The following is a 16,949-nucleotide window of genomic DNA, read 5'->3' as shown; positions in this document are numbered from 1 at the left end:
GGCTAACCTCCGCGTGGGATCTCTTTGAGGATGTTGCCTTTGCTATCGCGGAGGGACAGCAGAAGCGGCATCTGGCCGGGGAGAGCGTGCGTCGCGCAGGCGTGACAGGGGTCGTAGGCGCGGAAGGCCATCTCGACCATGTTGAGCAGCCCGTCGTCGACGTTGCCGTTGTGAATCAGCGCCTTCGCCGCCTTGTCGACGGACATCGCCATGCGCGCGGAGTTGCCCTGCGTGGCGACGATGAGATTCGCGCGCGTGAGGACCCCGCGCTCGTCCGTCTCATAGTGGTGGACCAGGGTGCCGCGCGGCGCCTCGACGACGCCGATGCCGGTCGTCGGGGTCTCCGTCGGTACGCGGCGGATGTCGTCGCTCGTTATCTCGGGGTCGCGCGCCAGCTCGAGGAAGCGCTCGGCCGCGTACACCATCTCGACGATCCGCGCCCAGTGGTTCGCCAGCGTCTGGTGGACGGGCTTGCCGCCAAGGGTCGACACGTACTCTTCGTAGGCCTCTTGCGCCTTGGGCGTGGCCATGCCGTCGGCGGCGTTCAGGCGCGCCAGCGGCGCCACGCTGTAGATGCCGCTTCCCTCGCCGTCCTCGAAGCCGTTCCAGCCCACGTTCCGCAGGAACATGAACTTCACGTACGTCCAGGGCTCAACGTGTTCGGCCATGTGCTGCACGTAGTCCCGGACATCGAAGCGCGCGTACTCCTTGCCGTTGGGGTCGGCAACCCGCAGCATCCCGTCGTAGAAGTTGACGCGGTTCTGGTCATCGACGAGACCCATGTAGTAGGTGCGGTGGGTGTAGGCGTCGGACAGGATCAGGTCGACGTACTCCTTGTTCGAGAGGACAAGATCGTGGAACGCCTTGAGGGTGAACAGGGCAAAGTCGACGCCCTGCTCGGCGGCTTTCACGAACCGCTCCTGGTCTTCTTTCTTGATGCCCTTGGCCACGCCGCCGGGGAGGCCGAACACGGGGTGCACCACTTTGCCCCCCAAGTAGGCGATGAGCTCGCGCAGCTCTTTGCGCATGGCGATGACCTGGCCGGCGACATCGACGCCCACCTTGCCGATCACGCCCAGTATGTTGCGCTCGGCCTTTGGGGCCTTGGGGCCAACGATGAAGTCGGGGCCGCCGAGGAAGTAGAAGTGGAGGGCATGGTCTTCGAGCATGAAGATGTTGTAGAGCATCTCCCGCAGCTTCTTGGCGGCGGGCGGGGGCTCGACATGGAACAGGTCGTCGAGGGTCTTGGTGGAACACATGTGGTGCGCGGTCGGGCAGACGCCGCAGATGCGCGAAGTGATCTGTGGCATGTCTTCGGCGCGGCGGCCGACGGCGAACTTCTCAAACCCCCGCAACTCGGGCACGACGAAATACGCGCGGTCAACGTCTCCCGCGTCGTTCAGAAAGATTTCGATCCTTCCGTGCCCTTCCAGGCGGGTAATCGGGTCGATCGTCACCTTCGTCATGGCGCATCACCTTTCGTTTGAGCGCTCTTGAACAGCACCGACGCCGGCAGGCTGTAGCGGTAAAGCACCCCCGCGACGTCGGGGATACTGTTCACCAGCCGCTCGATCTCCGCCTCGTCGTTGGAATCGAGGAGCGAGGCGATAGCCGAGAGCCCCTTGGCGCCGAAATCGCGCACCCGGTCCAGCGGGCCGAAGCAGCCGGTGCAGGGCATGTTGCCCTTCACGCACACGGCATCGCAACCTCCCCGCGTGACGGGGCCCAGGCAGAGGATGCCCTGAGCAAGAAGGCACTTCTCCGGGTCGGCGATGATCTCCCAGGGGCGCTTGATCTCGCTCAGCGTACAGCCCTTTTCGGGTTTTGTCGCCGCGCGGTCGCACTCGTAGCAGAGCGCCCTTGTGCCGGCCAGCACGGCGCCCTTCTCCGGCAGCTTCCCTTCCAGCAGCGCCGTCAGCGCGTTGGCGATCACCGTCGGCGTGGGCGGGCAGCCCGGCAGGTAGTAGTCCACGTCGATTACCTGGTCGAGCGCGCGCACCCTCTCCCAGAATTCGGGCAGCTTTAGATCGCCCTGCGGCACGGTGACCTGCTGGCGCGGAACGATGCCGTCGTCGGGCACGACGGTGGGGGCGTCCCTGTACGCGTACTGGAAGATGCTCTGGCGGTCAGTCAGGTTGGCCAGGCCGGGAATGCCGCCGAGGTGAGCGCAACTGCCGAAAGCGATGACGTACTGCGCCTTCCGCCGCAGGAGATGCACCATCTCCTCTTGCTCCGACAGCCTCACGGCGCCGTTGATGAAGGCGGCGGTCATCTCTCCGTCGGAAAGGGCCTCGACGTCCTCCTTCTTGAAGTCGAGCGCGACGGGCCAGAAGACGATGTCCACGGCGGCGACGACGTCGAGTATCTTCTCCGCGAGGTCGACGACGGCTTCCTCGCAGCCGCCGCAACTGGCGCACCAGTAGAGTCCTACCTTCGGTTTAGGCATGGATGGCCTCCTCTGCTGCTGACGCCGAAACCGGCTTCGCCTCTCCGACGCCTGAACGCGGACCGAGGCGACGCAGGTCTTCGACCATCTCATTCACCACATCGCGGAATCTGTCTGCCTCCGACGCCGATATCCACTCCAGGCGCAGGCGCTCATCCTCGATGCCCAGCTCGGCGGCTAGCTTCTTCAGTAACTTGAAGCGTCGCAGCGCCTTGTAGTTGCCCTCCTGATAGTGGCAGTCGCCGGGATGGCAGCCGCCGATGAGGACGCCGTCGGCGCCCCATTGGAAGGCGGTCAGGACGAACTGCGGGTCGATGCGGCCCGAGCACATCGCGCGGACGATGCGCAGGTTCGCCGGGTAACTCATGCGCGATGTCCCGGCGAGATCCGCCGCCAGATAGGTGCACCAGGTACAGGTGAACGCGACGATGGTGGGTTCGTAGTTATTCTCAGCCACTGACGAGTACCCCCCTTATCTCCTCCAGGATCTGCTCATCGTTGAACAGGTGCTGCTGAAGGGCTCCGCTGGGGCACGCGGCGACACAGGTGCCGCAGCCCTTGCACAGCGGCTCATTCAGGACAACCACTTTCCGCTCCTCATTGAACTCCAGCGCGTTGTAAGGGCAGAGCCCAATGCACGTTTTGCATCCGGAGCACAACTCCTCCGTTACGTACGCCGTATTCGGCTCCAGTTCCATGAAGGCCCCGTCGATGAGGGCGAGGGCTTGAGCGGCCGCCCCCTGTCCCTGGGCGACGCTTGCAGGGATATCTTTCGGCCCCTGACAGGCCCCTGCAACGAACACGCCGTCCGTCAGCGTCGAGGTGGGGGCGAGTTTCGGGTGCTTTTCGAGGAAGAAGCCGTCGGCGCTGGCAGAGACGCCGAAGAGACGGCGCACGTCCGCCGAGTCGGCCTGCGGCTCCATCCCTACGGAGAGGATGATCATATCGAGGGGTATGCGGCGCACCACGCCGATGAGAGTGTCCTCCACCTGCACGACGAGGTGGCCTTCCTCCTCCGGCACTTGCGGCACATCGGTCACCTCCGCCACGCGGCCGCGCACGAAGTGCGTCCCCTCCGCCATCAACCGGTGGTAGAAGTCCTCGTACCCCTTGCCCGCCGTCCGCATGTCGATGTAGAAGTTGTAGACTTCGGCGCCCGTGCGCTCGTGGACGAGGTGGGCGAACTTCAGCGAGTACATGCAGCAGACGGTGGAGCAGTGGGCGTTATAGTTCTGGTTACGAGAGCCGACGCAGTGGACTATGCCCACCCGGCGGGGTACGCGCCCATCCTTCATGACAACGTTCCCACCCGTGGGCCCGGCGGCGTTAAGCATGCGCTCGAACTCGAGGCTGGTGATAACGTTGGGGAACCGGCCGTAGCCGTAGAGCGGAATCCGGGTCGCGTCGAACGGCTTGAAGCCGGTGGAAAGTATGACGGCGCCGACCTCCAGCTCGACGATCCTGTCTTCCTGCTCAAAGTCGACTGCGTCGCGGGGGCAGAATTTCTTGCAGGCGCCGCATTTTCCGTTCTTGAAGTAGACGCAGTTCTCGCGGTCGATCACGGGGATGCGCGGCACGGCCTGCGGGAAGGGCATGTAGACGACGGACCGCTCGGTCAGTCCCTGGTCAAACTCCGAGGGGACGTTTTTCCAGGGGCACTTTTCGATGCAGACGCCGCATCCGGTGCACAGCTCTTCGTCGATGTAGCGCGCCTTGCGGCGGACGCGCACCTTAAAGTTCCCCACATACCCCGAGACCTCTTCAACCTCGCTGTAAGAGAGGATCTCGACGTTGGGGTGCTGGCCCACCTGCACCATCTTGGGGGTGAGGATGCAGGCCGCGCAGTCGAGCGTGGGGAAGGTCTTGTCAAACATGGCCATGTGGCCGCCGATGGAAGGCTCACGCTCGACGAGGTAGACCTTGCGGCCGGCGCTGGCGAGGACGAGCGCCGCTTCGATGCCGGCGATACCGCCGCCGACAATCAGCGCCTCGTCTTTGATGGGCACGCGCTTGCGCTCCAGCGGCTCCGCCAGCGCGACGCGTCGCACAGCGGCGGCGACGAGCGCCTTCGCCTTGTCGGTCGCCAGCTTGCCGTCCTGCGTCACCCAGGATACGTGCTCGCGGATGTTCGCGTGCTGGTAAAGGAACGGGTTCGCTCCTCCCTCTTCAGTGGCGTGCCGGAAAGTGCCTTCGTGCATGAGGGGGCTGCAAGCGGCGACGACTACCCTATCGATGAGGCCGTCGCGGAGGTCCTGCTCGATAAGCTCCTGCCCCGGGTCGGAGCACATGAACTTGTACTCGCGGGCGACGGCGACAAAGGGCAGCGACGAGGCGAACGCGACCAGTTGCTCGATGTCCACCTTGTCGGCGATGTTGATGCCGCAGTGGCAGACGTAGACCCCGATTTTCGGATGACCGTTTTGCTGTGTCACGAGGAACCTCCTTAGCCTAGGCCGTCGCCACTTTGGCGGGCACAAAGAGCCTCTGCAGACCCAGCTGCTCCCCTGAAAGCCCGAATTCCATGCCGAGCACCTGCGAGAAGTACATCACCGGCACACGGACGTCTTCGCCGAACATGGAGCTGACCCTGTCCTGGTACGCTTCGAGGTTGAACTGGCAGAGGGGACAGGTGGTGGCGATGGCATCGACATTAAGCCTCTTTGCCCCCTGCAGCAGCAGGAATATCGAGTGTAGTCCCACGGCTTCCACAGTGTTGCTCAGCGATCCGCCGCAACACTTGGTCTTCAAATGATAGTCGACGGGCTCGATGCCGAGGGCGCTGAACATCTCCTCCATCCTTGTGGGGAAGAAGCGCTCCTCGGTGATGCCGTGGGGGCGGTTGTAGAGACAGCCGTAGTAGCAGGCGACCCGAAAGCCGGAGAGTTTCCCCTGCCCCCGCGCCTTGATCGCTTCGATGCCGACGTCATCGTAAAGGACTTCGAGGGGGTGCTTGATCTTGACGGTGCCGCGGTACTCAAGCCCCCATTCGCGCATCGTCCCGAGCACCTGGTCCATCAGCTTCGGGTAGCGCACGCGGAAGTCGTCGACCCGGTTAAGGACGACCTGGCAGGCGGTGCAGGGCGTCAGCAGGTCTTTCACGCCGCCCTGCTCGGCAAGGCTCAGGTTTCGCGCCGCGAGGGCGAGGGCTTGCGCCTGGTCGATTGACATGTAGGCGATGAAGCCGCAGCAGTTGAAGTCGGCCAGCGGCTCAAGGTCATGGTCAAGCGCCCGGTAGACGGCGGTAAGCGACTCGCCGTAGTTGCGGCCCGTCCCCTTCAAACTGCAGCCGGGATAGTAGGTGTACTTCATTTCCCTGCCTCCGAAACGCTTTCCAGCATGCTGTCCAGGCGACGCGGGTCCTCGATCTTCGCTCCCCGGATGTGCATGCGGCCCGTACGCAGCAGCTTCAGCCCGGTGGGCGCAGCCCTGAGCAGTCTGAGCGGGTTCACTTTCATCGCGACGCGCACTACCAGTTCCGCCTCGTTGCTGCGGCCTGTCCGGCGCACATTTCTTATGAATTCGGATACGAGGACGGGAATGGGAAAACGTCTCGGGTGGCTGCCGTTTCTGATTGCGAGCCGTTTGAGGGCATACATCACGTCCGTGATGTGGATGCCGGCGGGGCAGTTCACGGCGCAGGCGTAGCAGCCGGTGCAGAGCCAGACAGTGCGGCTGTGAAGCACCTCGTCCTTGAAGCCGGCCCGCACCATGTTGATCAGGCGGCGCGGCGTATAGTCCATGTAGGGCGCCACAGAACATACGCCGCTACATGTTCCGCATTGAAGGCACTCGAAGATGCCCTCCCCCCCGGGGATGGCGGCCACCTCAGCCGCAAAGCCGGGGACTACCTGGTTCTCAAACGTGATCTTGCCTTGAAGAAAAGGTGGAGCTTTCATACAGGCCTCCGTCCCCCCTCATCCTCTTGCCAGGCCTTGCGCCTTTCACCCCGCCTTCCCCTGGGAGGCGGCCCGAGCAAGAGGACTTTGTGACGTTCTTCACACAGTATCACATGGTGTCACCTTGATGTCAATAAGCGCAAGGGGAACCGCTAAGGAGACGTGCTACTTGCCTAGTGGCGACTAGGTAATTTGGCCTACTTCTCTAAGTATTTCTACCTAGTCTACCGAACCCGACAATGGGGGCGTGCCCAGCGCTTGTTCCGGCCCGCTGCCCGGACGTCGCCGCCGCCTCTTGCCCACCCCCGTCAGGCCTCCCGGCTGCGGACGCGCGCTCGCTTTCACATTTATTGCACACCGCACACCCGCGGTTTCACCTTTCCTGCACGGCGCGCCGTTACACTTTTATGTTGGCCGTTGGAAACGGAGAACGGAGAAAGAGAGATGTCGGAAATCACGCTTTCTGCCGAACCCGGGAAGCAAGAGGTCGTCATCACGCGGGTGTTCGACGCGCCACGCGACCTCGTGTTCAAGGCGTACACCGACCCCGCCCTAATATCCCAGTGGTGGGGCCCGGCAATGTACACGATCGGGGTCGAGAAGCTGGACGCCAGGCCCGGCGGCTCCTGGCGAATCGTGAACCGTGACGCCGAGGGGAACGAGTACTGGTTCCACGGCGTCTACCACGACGTCACGCCCGAACGCATCGTCCAGACGTTCGAATGGGAAGGCATGCCCGGGCACGTGAGCTTCGAGACCGTGAGACTGGAGGACATCGACGGCAAGACAAGGCTGATCGCTCAGTCTGTCTTCCAGTCGGTCGAGGATCGCGACGGGATGCTCCAGTCGATGCAGGAGGAAGGGCGCGGACCCGCCGAGGTCATGGACGAGATCTACGGCCGACTGGCTGAGCTCTTGCAGCGGCTCCAGAAAGGGACGGCCCGCGCGGCGTAGCCGCCGACGTCCTATCCGGCGCGACGGTCAGTCCGGATAGCCCGTAATCCGCTGGATTTCCCGGAACAGCGGCAGGAGCCTCTTGTACATCTTCAGGTAGACCCTCTCATACAGCTTCCGGTATATCTCCACGTTTTCCCCAACGGGCTCGAAGACGTCCCGCACCCGCGTCATCGCGGCGACCGCCTGCTCGAAGCCGGGGAAGAGCTTGAGCCCAACGGCGGCGTCGATTGCCGCCCCCACGACCGACGTCTCGTGGGTGTGCGGCCTCTGAACGGGCAGACCGAAGATGTCGGCCGTCACCTGCATGATCGAATCGCTCTGAGAGCCGCCGCCGGACGCCCTGACCTGCGTGATGGGAACGCCGTTCTTCTCTTCCGTCAGTTGCGCTCCCTCTTTGAGCGCGAAGACCACCCCCTCGATGATCGCTCGGTACAGGTGCGCCCTCGTGTGGATGTCGCCGAAGCCGATTATCGAGCCCTTCGCGTAGGATGCCAACTCGGGGCCCGGCGTCCAGTAGGGCTGGAGAACGAGGCCCATCGAGCCCGGCGGCACGCTCCGCATAAGCTCCTCGAACAGCTCCTCCGGCTGCATTCCCTTCTCCGCCGCCAGCAGTCTCTCTTGCAGCCCGAACTCCTCCTTGAACCACGATACCATCCACAGCCCCCTCGTCACGCCGACCTCCGAGTAAAATTGAAAAGGGATCGCCGACGCGTAGGGGGCCATCAACGGGCGGAGCTCAACGTATTCGCTGTTCTGGGTGTTGATCGTGGCGATGGTGCCGAAGCTGATGCAGGCTGTCTCCGGCGTGAGGCAGCCCGCGCCCAGTATTTCGCACGCCTTGTCGTTTGAGGCCGCGATCAACGGCAGGCCGCCGGGAATGCCCGTCTCTTCCGCGGCCTCGCGCGTCACGTGCCCCAGCAGGTCGCCGGGGTGAACCAGAGCCGGGAGCTTCTCCTCCTCGATCGGGAACAGCCTCCACGTGAAGTCGTCCTTTGCCGCCCAGTTGAACGTCTTCACGTCGAACGGCATCGTGCCGACGATACCCCCCGCCGAGTCCCTGAACTCGCCCGTCAGCCGGTGCGTCAGGTAGCCGGAGACGCCGAGGAACTTGTGGGTCTTCTCCCAGATGTCGGGCTCGTTCTGCCGGACCCAGTTCGACCGGCAGTAACGGACGGCGAAGCGGACGAGGTCATAGAGCTTCGCGCTCTTGAGAAAAGAGACGAGGCCTGCATCGAGGATTCCCTTCGTGCTAGCCTTCCTCTGGTCGAGCCAGAGGATCGCCGGCCGCAACGCCTTGCCCTGGCGGTCGACGTTTATGTACGTCCCGCGCTGGGTCGTCAGCGTGACAGCGGCGATGCTCTTTTTCGGGGAACCAGCGGCGTCGAACAGCCTCCGGCAGGTCTCGCACAGCGTCTGCCAGTAGTATTCCGGCTGTTGCTCGGCCCAACCGGGGCGCTGCGAAAAGTACGACTCGATGGGGGTCTTGACGAGATGGCGGATGCGGCCGGCGAGGTCGACGAGGGCCGCGCGGACCGACTGCGTGCCGGCGTCGATGGAAAGAATCAGGGTGTCATCTCCAGCGGTCTGTCTCACTTCAAGTAGTCCCCTTCAAAACGCTGTCCACCGGTCTTTGGTTACCTTTTCTTGAAGGCCTTGCTGAACACGCTGACCTGCCTGCCGCTCGAGCGGTTCAGCCTCGCCCGCAGGAGGATCTCGAAAGCCTTGAGCAGGCCTATGCGACGGGGGCTGCTGCCGACCCGGACGGCGTCGACCCGCATTAGATGACACAGGGCTTCCGTCGTTCCCGTCAGGTCGCAACAGCCGTCGACGAGATAGACCTTCTTTCTTCCCAGCCGCTTCGCCAGCCTATCGCCGACTTCCTCGACCGCGCATCCGCCCGCTACCATGACGGGCCCGTCAAGCCCGTCGATCTCACGGGCGTCGAAGCCTTTCCCCGCGACGAGCGTCCAGCCGCCCTTTCCTCCGCTGTCCAGGTAAAGAAGCTGTATGCCGGAAAGCGCCCCGCCAAGGCAGCCGTCGTTGCACGCCATCTCTTTTCCGGTTACGACCGCGACATCCGTGGGGAAGGCCGGATACAGTGCATGGGGGTACCTTCCGCCGAAATCGGCCAATTCGTCGAGAAGGTCGATGCGCTGCACGTCGTCAAAGTCCCCGGCGAGCGAAACGTCGTCGAGAGTTCCAACGCCGCCGCCGAGTCCCCGTTCGATCGCCAGCTTGATGTGGGGCACGTCCTCGATCCCCATCCCGAAGACCTTCGCGCCCACGGCATCGACAGCGACGACGTTAAGCCCGCCAATCAGGACCCGGAACGGCCTGACGCACTTGTCGGCGAGAGCGAGGGGCGGATAATGCCCGTAGATCGTTCCCTCGACGCCCTCGATGAGCGTCACGTCGGGCCGCACGTGCGCCAAAACGTCTACCAGCTTGCTGTGGAGGTTGTAGTTGTGGTCGGCGATGCGGTCGCCGTGAGGGACGAGTCCCCACTGGTTCTTGATCCCCAGCGTCACCACCGCCATGGGGTGGGTCTTAAGCTTGGGGATGTTGACGTAAAGGTTGCGCTCCTTCTCCTCGATGAGCTTCTCCGCAACGACTGCCGGCATGCCGAAGCTGGTCCGGTGGTAACCGTCCGGAGTTCCTTCGCCCGCCGGGCCCTTGCCTGAGAAGAGACAGGGCACCGTTCTCTCTTCGTCCAGATATACGGGCTGCGCGCGCGTGCGCTTGCAGACCTCCCCGTAACCGGTGAACTCGAAGACCGTCCTCGTCAAGGCGCCCTGCGTGCTGTTCTCGAGCACGTATACTCTCTTCGCGCCGGCGGACTGCCAGTACCTGATGGCAGCCTCGAGGACCTCGGGCCTGGTGAAAGCGTACGGTTGCTGGCCGACCCCGTTCGGCTTGATGTAGACTTCGCCGCTGGACTTGATGAGGGAGGCGCCGCCGAGCGCGTCAAAGACGTCTTTGACGGCCTTCTCGATCTCGCCCACCACTTCAGTTCCGAGCGGGAGATAGCGGGTAAAGCCGTCCCGGCCGTGCTCTGCGCGCAGGCGTCTCAAGACCACCGTGTTCTGTGACACCGGGTGTGCATACCCCTTCATTGCACGTGCCTCCAGCCCAGGGGACAGCGACGGGCGCGCCGCCATCGGTCGGCGTAGTCGAATATTAACAGAGAGAGCGGGAGACAAGAAGCGATACGCTGCCCGCCTTCGCCGGATTGACCCGCGAGTCAGGGAGTAGTTTGATACAAGCAGAGGCCTCCAATGGCCGGACGGTGAGAAACGCGCCGATGATGCCTCCGTCGTCCCCAACTCGTATTACGCTGGAGCCGGACCTGGCGCGCTGCGTCGAAACGGTGGCGCGGGAAGAGTTCGAGCGCGGCATGCGTCTGCTCCTCGAGGGAGAGGATGCGCCGGGCCTGGCGGAGCGGACTGAGCTGCTGCGGCGGTTCCTCGAGACCGCCGACTTCCGCGAGTTGCGGCGCATCTCGGAGCCGCTACTGGCCGGCGGCCGCAAGGTCACGTTCACAGTCTACGACGACAACGGGACGCCCCGTTACCATCTCGACGTATCTTAAGCTAAGCGGCAAGCCGGGAAACGCCCGCCGGACTATCGGGGTACCCTGCCCCGAAACATTGAATACGTGAAGAACGCGTAGTAGTCGGGGAGATTGAGGATGAAGTCGGGCGATTCCGGCCTGGAAAGCCTCGCGAACTCCTCCCACTCTGCCGCCGCGAGCTCCGACTGCGGCTTTCCCCAACGCATCTCGATCAGCGAGAGCAGCGCGTCGCGGATGTCGCCGCTCAGCGGGGCACAAGCGTCGCCGGCGAAGGTGCGGGCCACCGTCGCTTCGAAGCCGGCGGCGCGAAACCAGCCGAGGGCGCGCAGGAAGTGCGACTCCGGGCCGTCGCCTCTTCGAAAGGGGGCGATGCCCGCAGAGGAGGCGTTTAGCCGCGCTTCCAGCAAGGGGTGCCCGGGGAGCAACTGCTGCGACGACCAAACGAGGACGGCCACGCTGGCGCCCGGCTTGACGACGCGCATCAGCTCCTTCAGCAACGCCACGGGTTCGGTGGGAATGAACCCGACGCAGTCCACGCTCCACGCCCAGTCGAAGGAGTCATCTGCGAAGGGGAGGCTGCTGATATCGCCCTCTCGGAAGGTGACGCGCTCCGACAGGCGTGACTTCGCCGCCCGCTCCCTCGCGCGGGCCAGGAATTCGGGACACATGTCGACCCCTGTGACGTGGCCCGTCGGCGCCACAGCCTTTGCCAGCAACAGGGTGTGGCTGCCGATGCCGCATCCCGCGTCCAGCCCCCGGCTGCCCGGGGGAAGCTCCAGCGCCTCGATGGCCGCCCGGATGACGGGCTCCCTCAGTACGTCCGAAAGGAGGAGCTTGCGCGCGTAGGCCTCGTCGGCGGCGGCGTTCACGCTGTCCTCCCGCCTGCCCTGTGGATGTAGCCGCCCTGTTCCAGATACCGCGCCAGACGCCCTGCAACCTCATCCGGCTCGCCTTCGATGAGCGCGCTTTCCCGCTCGCGCACGCCGCCGCTTATGGCCATCATCCAGCGCTGTTCCGGCGGCAGATCGCTCCCGGGGTCGACGAGGCCGCGGGGGTCGGGAGGAGGGCGTCTCAGCGCGACCACCCGCAACGTCGATCCGGCTTCCCCTACAGCGGCCGGTTGCAGTCCCAGTTCAGTCATTCCCCAGCAAGGGATGGGAGACGAGCGCGCCTTCAGTCTGGCGCGAACCGTCGGGTAGCGGGGGACGTTCGCGCCCGCCGGCACCGTAATCAGCGCGGGGAGCGGCGTTCTCTCCATCGTGCGAAGCCCGCCGCGGGCGCGCCGCTCCGTCAACAGGGTCTCGCCTTCAGCGCTGAACTCTGCCGTCGCCACGCCGTCCACCAGCGGCATCCCCAGCAGCTCCGCGAGTTGCCCGCCGAGCGCGCCGCTGCCGCCGTCGAGCGAGAGGTCCCCACACACGACGATGTCCGCGACCGCCCTGGCCGCGGCTGCCGCCAGTACCCGCGCCGTCCCCAGGCAGTCCGATCCGGCGAAGGCGTCGTCCCAGAGACGGACGGCTTCGTCCACGCCCTGGGCTATCGCCTCCCGCAGGGCGACTTCCTGGTAGGGCGGCCCCACGCTGACAGCGACGACGCGGGCGCCCGCGAGCCGGTCGCGCAAAAGAAGGGCCGCCTCGATGGCGTTGGCATCGGCCGGGTCTAGGACGCGAGGCAGCGCCGCCTCATCGGCCTTGAGAGCGCCCCTCTCGACTTCCAGCGGCTCCTGGGTGTCGACGGCGCTGGTGATGCAGGCGAGAATCGTCAGGCTCATACGCCGTCCCCCGAAAGGCTCCGCAACGCCTGCCGCGCGTCTTCTTCCGCGCTGACTGTTTTCTCCAGTCTCTCCAGAAGGGAGGGAATGACGCGGCGAACGTCGCCGAGTATAGCGACGTCGGCGATCTTGAAGATGGGCGCGGCCCGGTCGCTGTTGATGGCTATCACCGACTTCGCGTCCTTCATTCCCACGACGTGATGCGTCGCGCCCGAGATGCCGCAGGCCACGTACAGGCGCGGCGCCACCGTCTTCCCCGATAGGCCCACCTGCCGGTGCGACGGCGCCCAGCCGGCGTCCACCGCCGCGCGACTCGCCGCCACAGCGCCCCCCAAACACCGCGCAAGCCTCTCCAGCAACGCAAACCCATCCCGCCCGCCGACGCCTCTGCCGCCGGCCACAATGACGTCCGCGCTTGCCAGGTCCATCTCGCCCGGCGGGTCGCGCACCTCCGCTTCCACGACCGACCTGCGTGCGCCGACGGCCGAGACCGGCAACCGCACCACTTCCGTCTCACAGGGCGACGCGGCGCGCTTTCCGTATCCGGCCTGAAAGGTGGCGATCTGCGGGAACGATTTGCACGCCACCCGCGCCGACAGCCTTCCTCCGTAGACCGGCCTGGTCACAAAAAGGCAACCGTCGCCGTCGATGTCCAGCTTCGTGCATTCGGATGCCAGGCCCGTGTTCAGTCTCGCGGCCAGCCTCGCGGCAAGCGCGCGCATCGTGCGGTCGGACGGGAACAGGACGACGCGGGGCCCGCGCTCGCGGACGGCCGCTTCGAGAAGGGGCAGGCAGACGTCGGGGTGCTGACGCGACAGGTCGGGATGATCGCAGAGGTAGGCAATTTGCGCCCCGTGCTGGCCGAGGACGGGCACGAGGCGCCCCGCGTCGTCGCAAAGGACGACCGCCGCCAGGGTGGCGCCCAATCGTTCGCCGAGCCCCCGTCCCTCCGCGAGGAGTTCCAGCGACGCGTCCTCCACCTCACCGTCCCTGAGGCCGATGACGACCCAGACCTCCGTCTTCTTCTCTCCGTTCACGGCCCGATTATACGCCCGCAACCCCGCTCGTAGCACCGGTGGGACCTCACGTGGAGGCGCGCTGCAAATTGACGCGAATTGGTGTTGCGCATAGAATGCGAGTCGCGGCCGATAGCCCCTCGGAGGAGGCACAAGATGACGACGCCCGCTCCCCAGCTAAAGCACCTGTTCACCCCCCTCAAGATAGGCGCATTCACGGTAAAGAACCGCGTCGTCAGCACCGGTCATCTCAGCAATTTCGCCGTGGCCGGATTGCCTTCGGAACGCCACTTCAACTACTGGGTGACGAAGGCGAAGGGCGGCGTCGGGCTCATAGTGACGGAAGACCAGGCGGTGCATCCTAGCGGCGGCTCGGAGTCGTTCGTGATCCAAGCCTACCGCGACGAGTGCATCGAGCCGTTCCGCCGGATCACGTCCGCCGTCCACGAGCACGGCGCGAAGATAGTGGCGCAGCTCTTTCACCCCGGCAGCAACTTCTTCCCCTCGCGGGAGGAGGGCCTGCCCCTGTGGTCTGCGGGGCCGATATCCGCCGGCTTTCACGTCGAGTCCACGCACGAAATGGACAAGGAGGAGATCCGGGAGGTACTCGACAGCTTTGCCTCCTGCGCCGTCCGGATGAAGGGCGCCGGGTTCGACGGCGTGGAGCTGATGGGGGCGCACGGCTTCCTGATGGAACAGTTCTTCTCGCCGCGCACGAACCGGCGGACCGACGAGTACGGCGGCTCCGAGGAGAACCGGCTGCGGTTCGGGCGGGAGCTTCTGGCCGCGGTGCGGCAGGCGGTCGGGCCTGACTTCACCGTCGGCATGAGGGTCAGCGGCGACCAGTTCCAGCAGGGCGGCCTCACGCTCGACGACATGAAACGGGTCTGCGGCGCCCTCGCGGACACGGGGGACGTCGACTACATAAGCGTCTCGATCGGCGTCGGCGGCTCCGTCATCCCGCCGATGTACGTTGCCTCCGCCGCCTTCGTCTACCTGGCGGCCGGTATCAAGGAGGAAGTCGACATACCCGTGTTCTGCGCCGGACGCGTCGTCGATCCCCTCAAGGCCGAGGAGATCCTGGCGAAGAACCAGGCCGACATGGTAGCGATGACCCGGGCCTGCATCTGCGACCCGGAGCTGCCGCTCAAAGCGCAGGAGGGGCGGCTGGACGAGATCCGCTACTGCATCGGCTGCAACGAGGGTTGCTGGGGAAGGTCGCAGCAAAAGCTCCCCATAAGCTGCGCGCTGAACCCCTCGGTGGGGCGCGAAGAGGAGATGAAGATAACGCCAGCGCCGCTGAAGAAGAAGGTGATGGTCATCGGCGGAGGGATCGCCGGCATGGAGGCGGCGCGGGTGGCCGCCCTGCGAGGCCACACCGTCACCCTGTACGAGCAGGGGCCGGAGCTCGGCGGCCAGCTCCAGATAGCGGCGCGCGCTCCCGGCCGTCAGGACATGGCGGAGCCCGTGCGCTACTACACGCGGCAGTTCGAGTTGTTGAACGTCGACGTGCGTCTGGGGACAGAGGTCACGCCCGAGGTGGTCGAGCGCGAAGCGCCGGATGCCGTGGTCGTCGCGACCGGCGGCGTCGCTGCCCGCGGGTCCTTCCCCGGCTCCGACAATCCGAACGTCGTGCTCGCGAGGGACGTCCTGGCCGGGAAGGCGCAGGTCGGCAAGAAGGTAATTGTCTACTCCATGGACCGCTCCACCGAAGGATTCACGGCCGCCGATTACCTGCTGGAAGCCGGCCACGAAGTGGAGTTGCTGATTCCCCACCCGATAGCGCCGCTGGCGACTGAGCAGATCACCTTCGGCTTCATCATGATGAGGATCGCCCGCAAGAACGGCAGGATAACGATGGGCCTGGACATATCGTCGTTCGACGGCAGCACACTGGTCCTGGGCGGCGTCTTCGGCAGCGGCGTCGAAGCGAGGGAAGGGATCGATACGATAGTCGTCTCGCGCGGCAGCAAGGCCAACGACGGCCTCTACAAGTCACTCAAGGGGCGGGTCAAGGAGCTATACCTGATCGGACAGGCGCTGGCGCCGCGGAAGATGCTTGAGTCGACCCTCGACGGGCTGCGGGTGGCGAGGACGATCTGAGAGAGAGGAGCGGAAGATGTTCTACGAGGAAAAGTGCGACTTCTGCGGCGACTGTCTGGCGCGATGCGCCTACGTCGATTACGACAAGGAGCGCGCGGCAAGCGAGATCCGGGCGCTGATTAACGGCGAGAAGGCGCCCATACTGTCGAGCTGCATCACCTGCTACGCCTGCAACGAGTACTGCCCGCAGGAGGCGCGGCCGTTCGATCTCATCCTGGAGCGCATGGAACAGTACCAGACGTTTCCCGCTCCCGCCGAAATGGTCGCCAGCCAGGAGGAGTTCTTCACTCCCGCCACTCCCGTCAAGATAGAACAAACCGGAGAGAAGGTGCTCTCCGCCTGCGTATTCAGCAACACGGAGGCGGACCTCTTCCAGGGACGCCTCTTCGAAGGCCTGCCCATGCTGAGGGGGCGGCATTTCTTCTGCTACATCCTGTTCGACCACCTGGGAGCGGGCTCCATCACGAAGAAGCACATCCAGGGGTACGTGGACACTCTGGCGGCCAGCGGCGCGAAGGAGATCATCCTCTTCCACGACGACTGCTACGGCGCGCTGGTTGACACTGCCCCGCAGATCGGCGTGAAGGTCCCCTTCCACCCGGTGCACGTGGTCGAATACCTGCGCGACTACCTGGAGAGCCACAAGAGTGAGCTGCGGCCCGTGAATCTGCGTGTCGCCTATCAGCGTCCGTGCGCATCGCGTCTTTCTCCCGGCAAGGAGCCGGCGCTCGACGCGATCTTTCAGCTAATCGGCGTCGAGCGGGTAGAGCGACGCTATGACCGAGAGAACGCTCTCTGCTGCTCGGGTGCAATCGCCCAGTGGGATGGAGACCGCGCGGGGGCGATCCGCGCCCGCAACCTCGAGGACGCGAAGGCTGCGGGCGCCCGGGCGATGGCCTACCTCTGCCCCATGTGCCGCCGCGTCCTCGCCTCCGATGCCGAAGGCAAAGGGCTGGCGAACTACCACATCATAGAGCTGGCGCGGATGTCGCTGGGAGAACTGCCGTTACCCTGAGTCTTCCCGTGCGCGGTAACGAGGCGTCATCAGCCGCACGCGCGAGCACGGGTATCGCCGACTTACCCCCTCACGCGCCGCATCGTTCTCCCATGGCGCGCTCTCCAGCGTTCTCCGGATACGCGAGCGTCCGCCCTCGAGCCGATGCTTGACGGCGGCATTCCCAGTGTCGCA

At 65.0% G+C, this 16,949-nt stretch carries 15 protein-coding genes; 4 read left to right on the top strand and 11 right to left on the bottom strand.

Annotation, left to right across the window (positions count from 1 at the left end):
- Positions 1 to 2 precede the first annotated feature (2 nt).
- From QME71_03825 to QME71_03800, 6 genes are read right to left on the bottom strand one after another with little or no spacing between them, the layout of a single operon-like run.
- Positions 3 to 1,466: a Ni/Fe hydrogenase subunit alpha gene (locus QME71_03825; GenBank protein MDI6857428.1), complete on the bottom strand. Its 1,464-nt coding sequence runs from the start codon at positions 1,464 to 1,466 to the stop codon at positions 3 to 5.
- Positions 1,463 to 2,446 (bottom strand): oxidoreductase, encoded by a 984-nt coding sequence (locus tag QME71_03820; protein MDI6857427.1) that lies wholly within the window; start codon positions 2,444 to 2,446, stop codon positions 1,463 to 1,465. The genes QME71_03825 and QME71_03820 overlap by 4 nt, the downstream gene beginning before the upstream one ends.
- Positions 2,439 to 2,903 carry a hydrogenase iron-sulfur subunit gene (locus QME71_03815; protein ID MDI6857426.1) on the bottom strand — a complete coding sequence of 155 codons (465 nt, stop codon included), beginning with the start codon at positions 2,901 to 2,903 and terminating at the stop codon, positions 2,439 to 2,441. The genes QME71_03820 and QME71_03815 overlap by 8 nt, the downstream gene beginning before the upstream one ends.
- The gene (locus QME71_03810; protein MDI6857425.1) at positions 2,896 to 4,878 is read right to left on the bottom strand and encodes a CoB--CoM heterodisulfide reductase iron-sulfur subunit A family protein; all 1,983 of its coding nucleotides are present in this window, start codon (positions 4,876 to 4,878) and stop codon (positions 2,896 to 2,898) included. Before QME71_03810 ends, QME71_03815 begins: the two co-directional genes overlap by 8 nt.
- Positions 4,879 to 4,894: 16 nt before the next feature.
- Positions 4,895 to 5,755 (bottom strand): CoB--CoM heterodisulfide reductase iron-sulfur subunit B family protein, encoded by an 861-nt coding sequence (locus tag QME71_03805; protein MDI6857424.1) that lies wholly within the window; start codon positions 5,753 to 5,755, stop codon positions 4,895 to 4,897.
- Positions 5,752 to 6,342 (bottom strand): 4Fe-4S dicluster domain-containing protein, encoded by a 591-nt coding sequence (locus tag QME71_03800; protein ID MDI6857423.1) that lies wholly within the window; start codon positions 6,340 to 6,342, stop codon positions 5,752 to 5,754. Before QME71_03800 ends, QME71_03805 begins: the two co-directional genes overlap by 4 nt.
- A 444-nt stretch (positions 6,343 to 6,786) precedes the next feature.
- Between QME71_03800 and QME71_03795 the strand changes: the two genes are divergently transcribed.
- On the top strand, positions 6,787 to 7,296 hold the full coding sequence (locus QME71_03795; GenBank protein ID MDI6857422.1) for an SRPBCC family protein: 510 nt from the start codon (positions 6,787 to 6,789) through the stop codon (positions 7,294 to 7,296).
- 27 nt (positions 7,297 to 7,323) lie between these two features.
- Here the strand turns inward: QME71_03795 and QME71_03790 are convergent, their stop codons facing one another.
- Together QME71_03790 and QME71_03785 are read right to left on the bottom strand one after the other, a co-directional pair.
- Positions 7,324 to 8,892 carry an FGGY-family carbohydrate kinase gene (locus tag QME71_03790; protein ID MDI6857421.1) on the bottom strand — a complete coding sequence of 523 codons (1,569 nt, stop codon included), beginning with the start codon at positions 8,890 to 8,892 and terminating at the stop codon, positions 7,324 to 7,326.
- A gap of 41 nt (positions 8,893 to 8,933) precedes the next feature.
- A complete protein-coding gene (locus QME71_03785; GenBank protein MDI6857420.1) occupies positions 8,934 to 10,412 on the bottom strand; it encodes a DUF362 domain-containing protein in 1,479 nt (492 codons plus the stop codon).
- A gap of 140 nt (positions 10,413 to 10,552) precedes the next feature.
- Between QME71_03785 and QME71_03780 the strand changes: the two genes are divergently transcribed.
- Positions 10,553 to 10,888, top strand: a complete 336-nt coding sequence (locus QME71_03780) for a hypothetical protein (protein ID MDI6857419.1) — start codon at positions 10,553 to 10,555, stop codon at positions 10,886 to 10,888.
- 32 nt (positions 10,889 to 10,920) lie between these two features.
- Here the strand turns inward: QME71_03780 and QME71_03775 are convergent, their stop codons facing one another.
- The 3 genes from QME71_03775 to QME71_03765 are packed head-to-tail and all read right to left on the bottom strand — an operon-like array spanning position 10,921 to position 13,678.
- A complete protein-coding gene (locus QME71_03775; protein ID MDI6857418.1) occupies positions 10,921 to 11,739 on the bottom strand; it encodes a methyltransferase domain-containing protein in 819 nt (272 codons plus the stop codon).
- On the bottom strand, positions 11,736 to 12,641 hold the full coding sequence (locus QME71_03770; protein MDI6857417.1) for an electron transfer flavoprotein subunit beta/FixA family protein: 906 nt from the start codon (positions 12,639 to 12,641) through the stop codon (positions 11,736 to 11,738). The genes QME71_03775 and QME71_03770 overlap by 4 nt, the downstream gene beginning before the upstream one ends.
- Positions 12,638 to 13,678 carry an electron transfer flavoprotein subunit alpha/FixB family protein gene (locus tag QME71_03765; protein MDI6857416.1) on the bottom strand — a complete coding sequence of 347 codons (1,041 nt, stop codon included), beginning with the start codon at positions 13,676 to 13,678 and terminating at the stop codon, positions 12,638 to 12,640. The genes QME71_03770 and QME71_03765 overlap by 4 nt, the downstream gene beginning before the upstream one ends.
- Positions 13,679 to 13,813: 135 nt before the next feature.
- On the opposite strand from QME71_03765, the gene QME71_03760 reads away from it, so the two are divergent.
- Entirely contained in the window at positions 13,814 to 15,760 is a 1,947-nt protein-coding gene (locus QME71_03760; protein ID MDI6857415.1) for an FAD-dependent oxidoreductase, read from the top strand.
- Between the two features lie 16 nt (positions 15,761 to 15,776).
- Entirely contained in the window at positions 15,777 to 16,775 is a 999-nt protein-coding gene (locus QME71_03755; protein MDI6857414.1) for a (Fe-S)-binding protein, read from the top strand.
- The last annotated feature ends 174 nt before the right edge of the window (positions 16,776 to 16,949 follow it).

It is taken from the genome of Dehalococcoidia bacterium (genome assembly GCA_030018455.1).
Classification (GTDB): domain Bacteria; phylum Chloroflexota; class Dehalococcoidia; order DSTF01; family JALHUB01; genus JASEFU01.
Note: the sequence above shows the minus strand (reverse complement) of the source record. Positions and strands in the feature narration are given on the sequence as shown.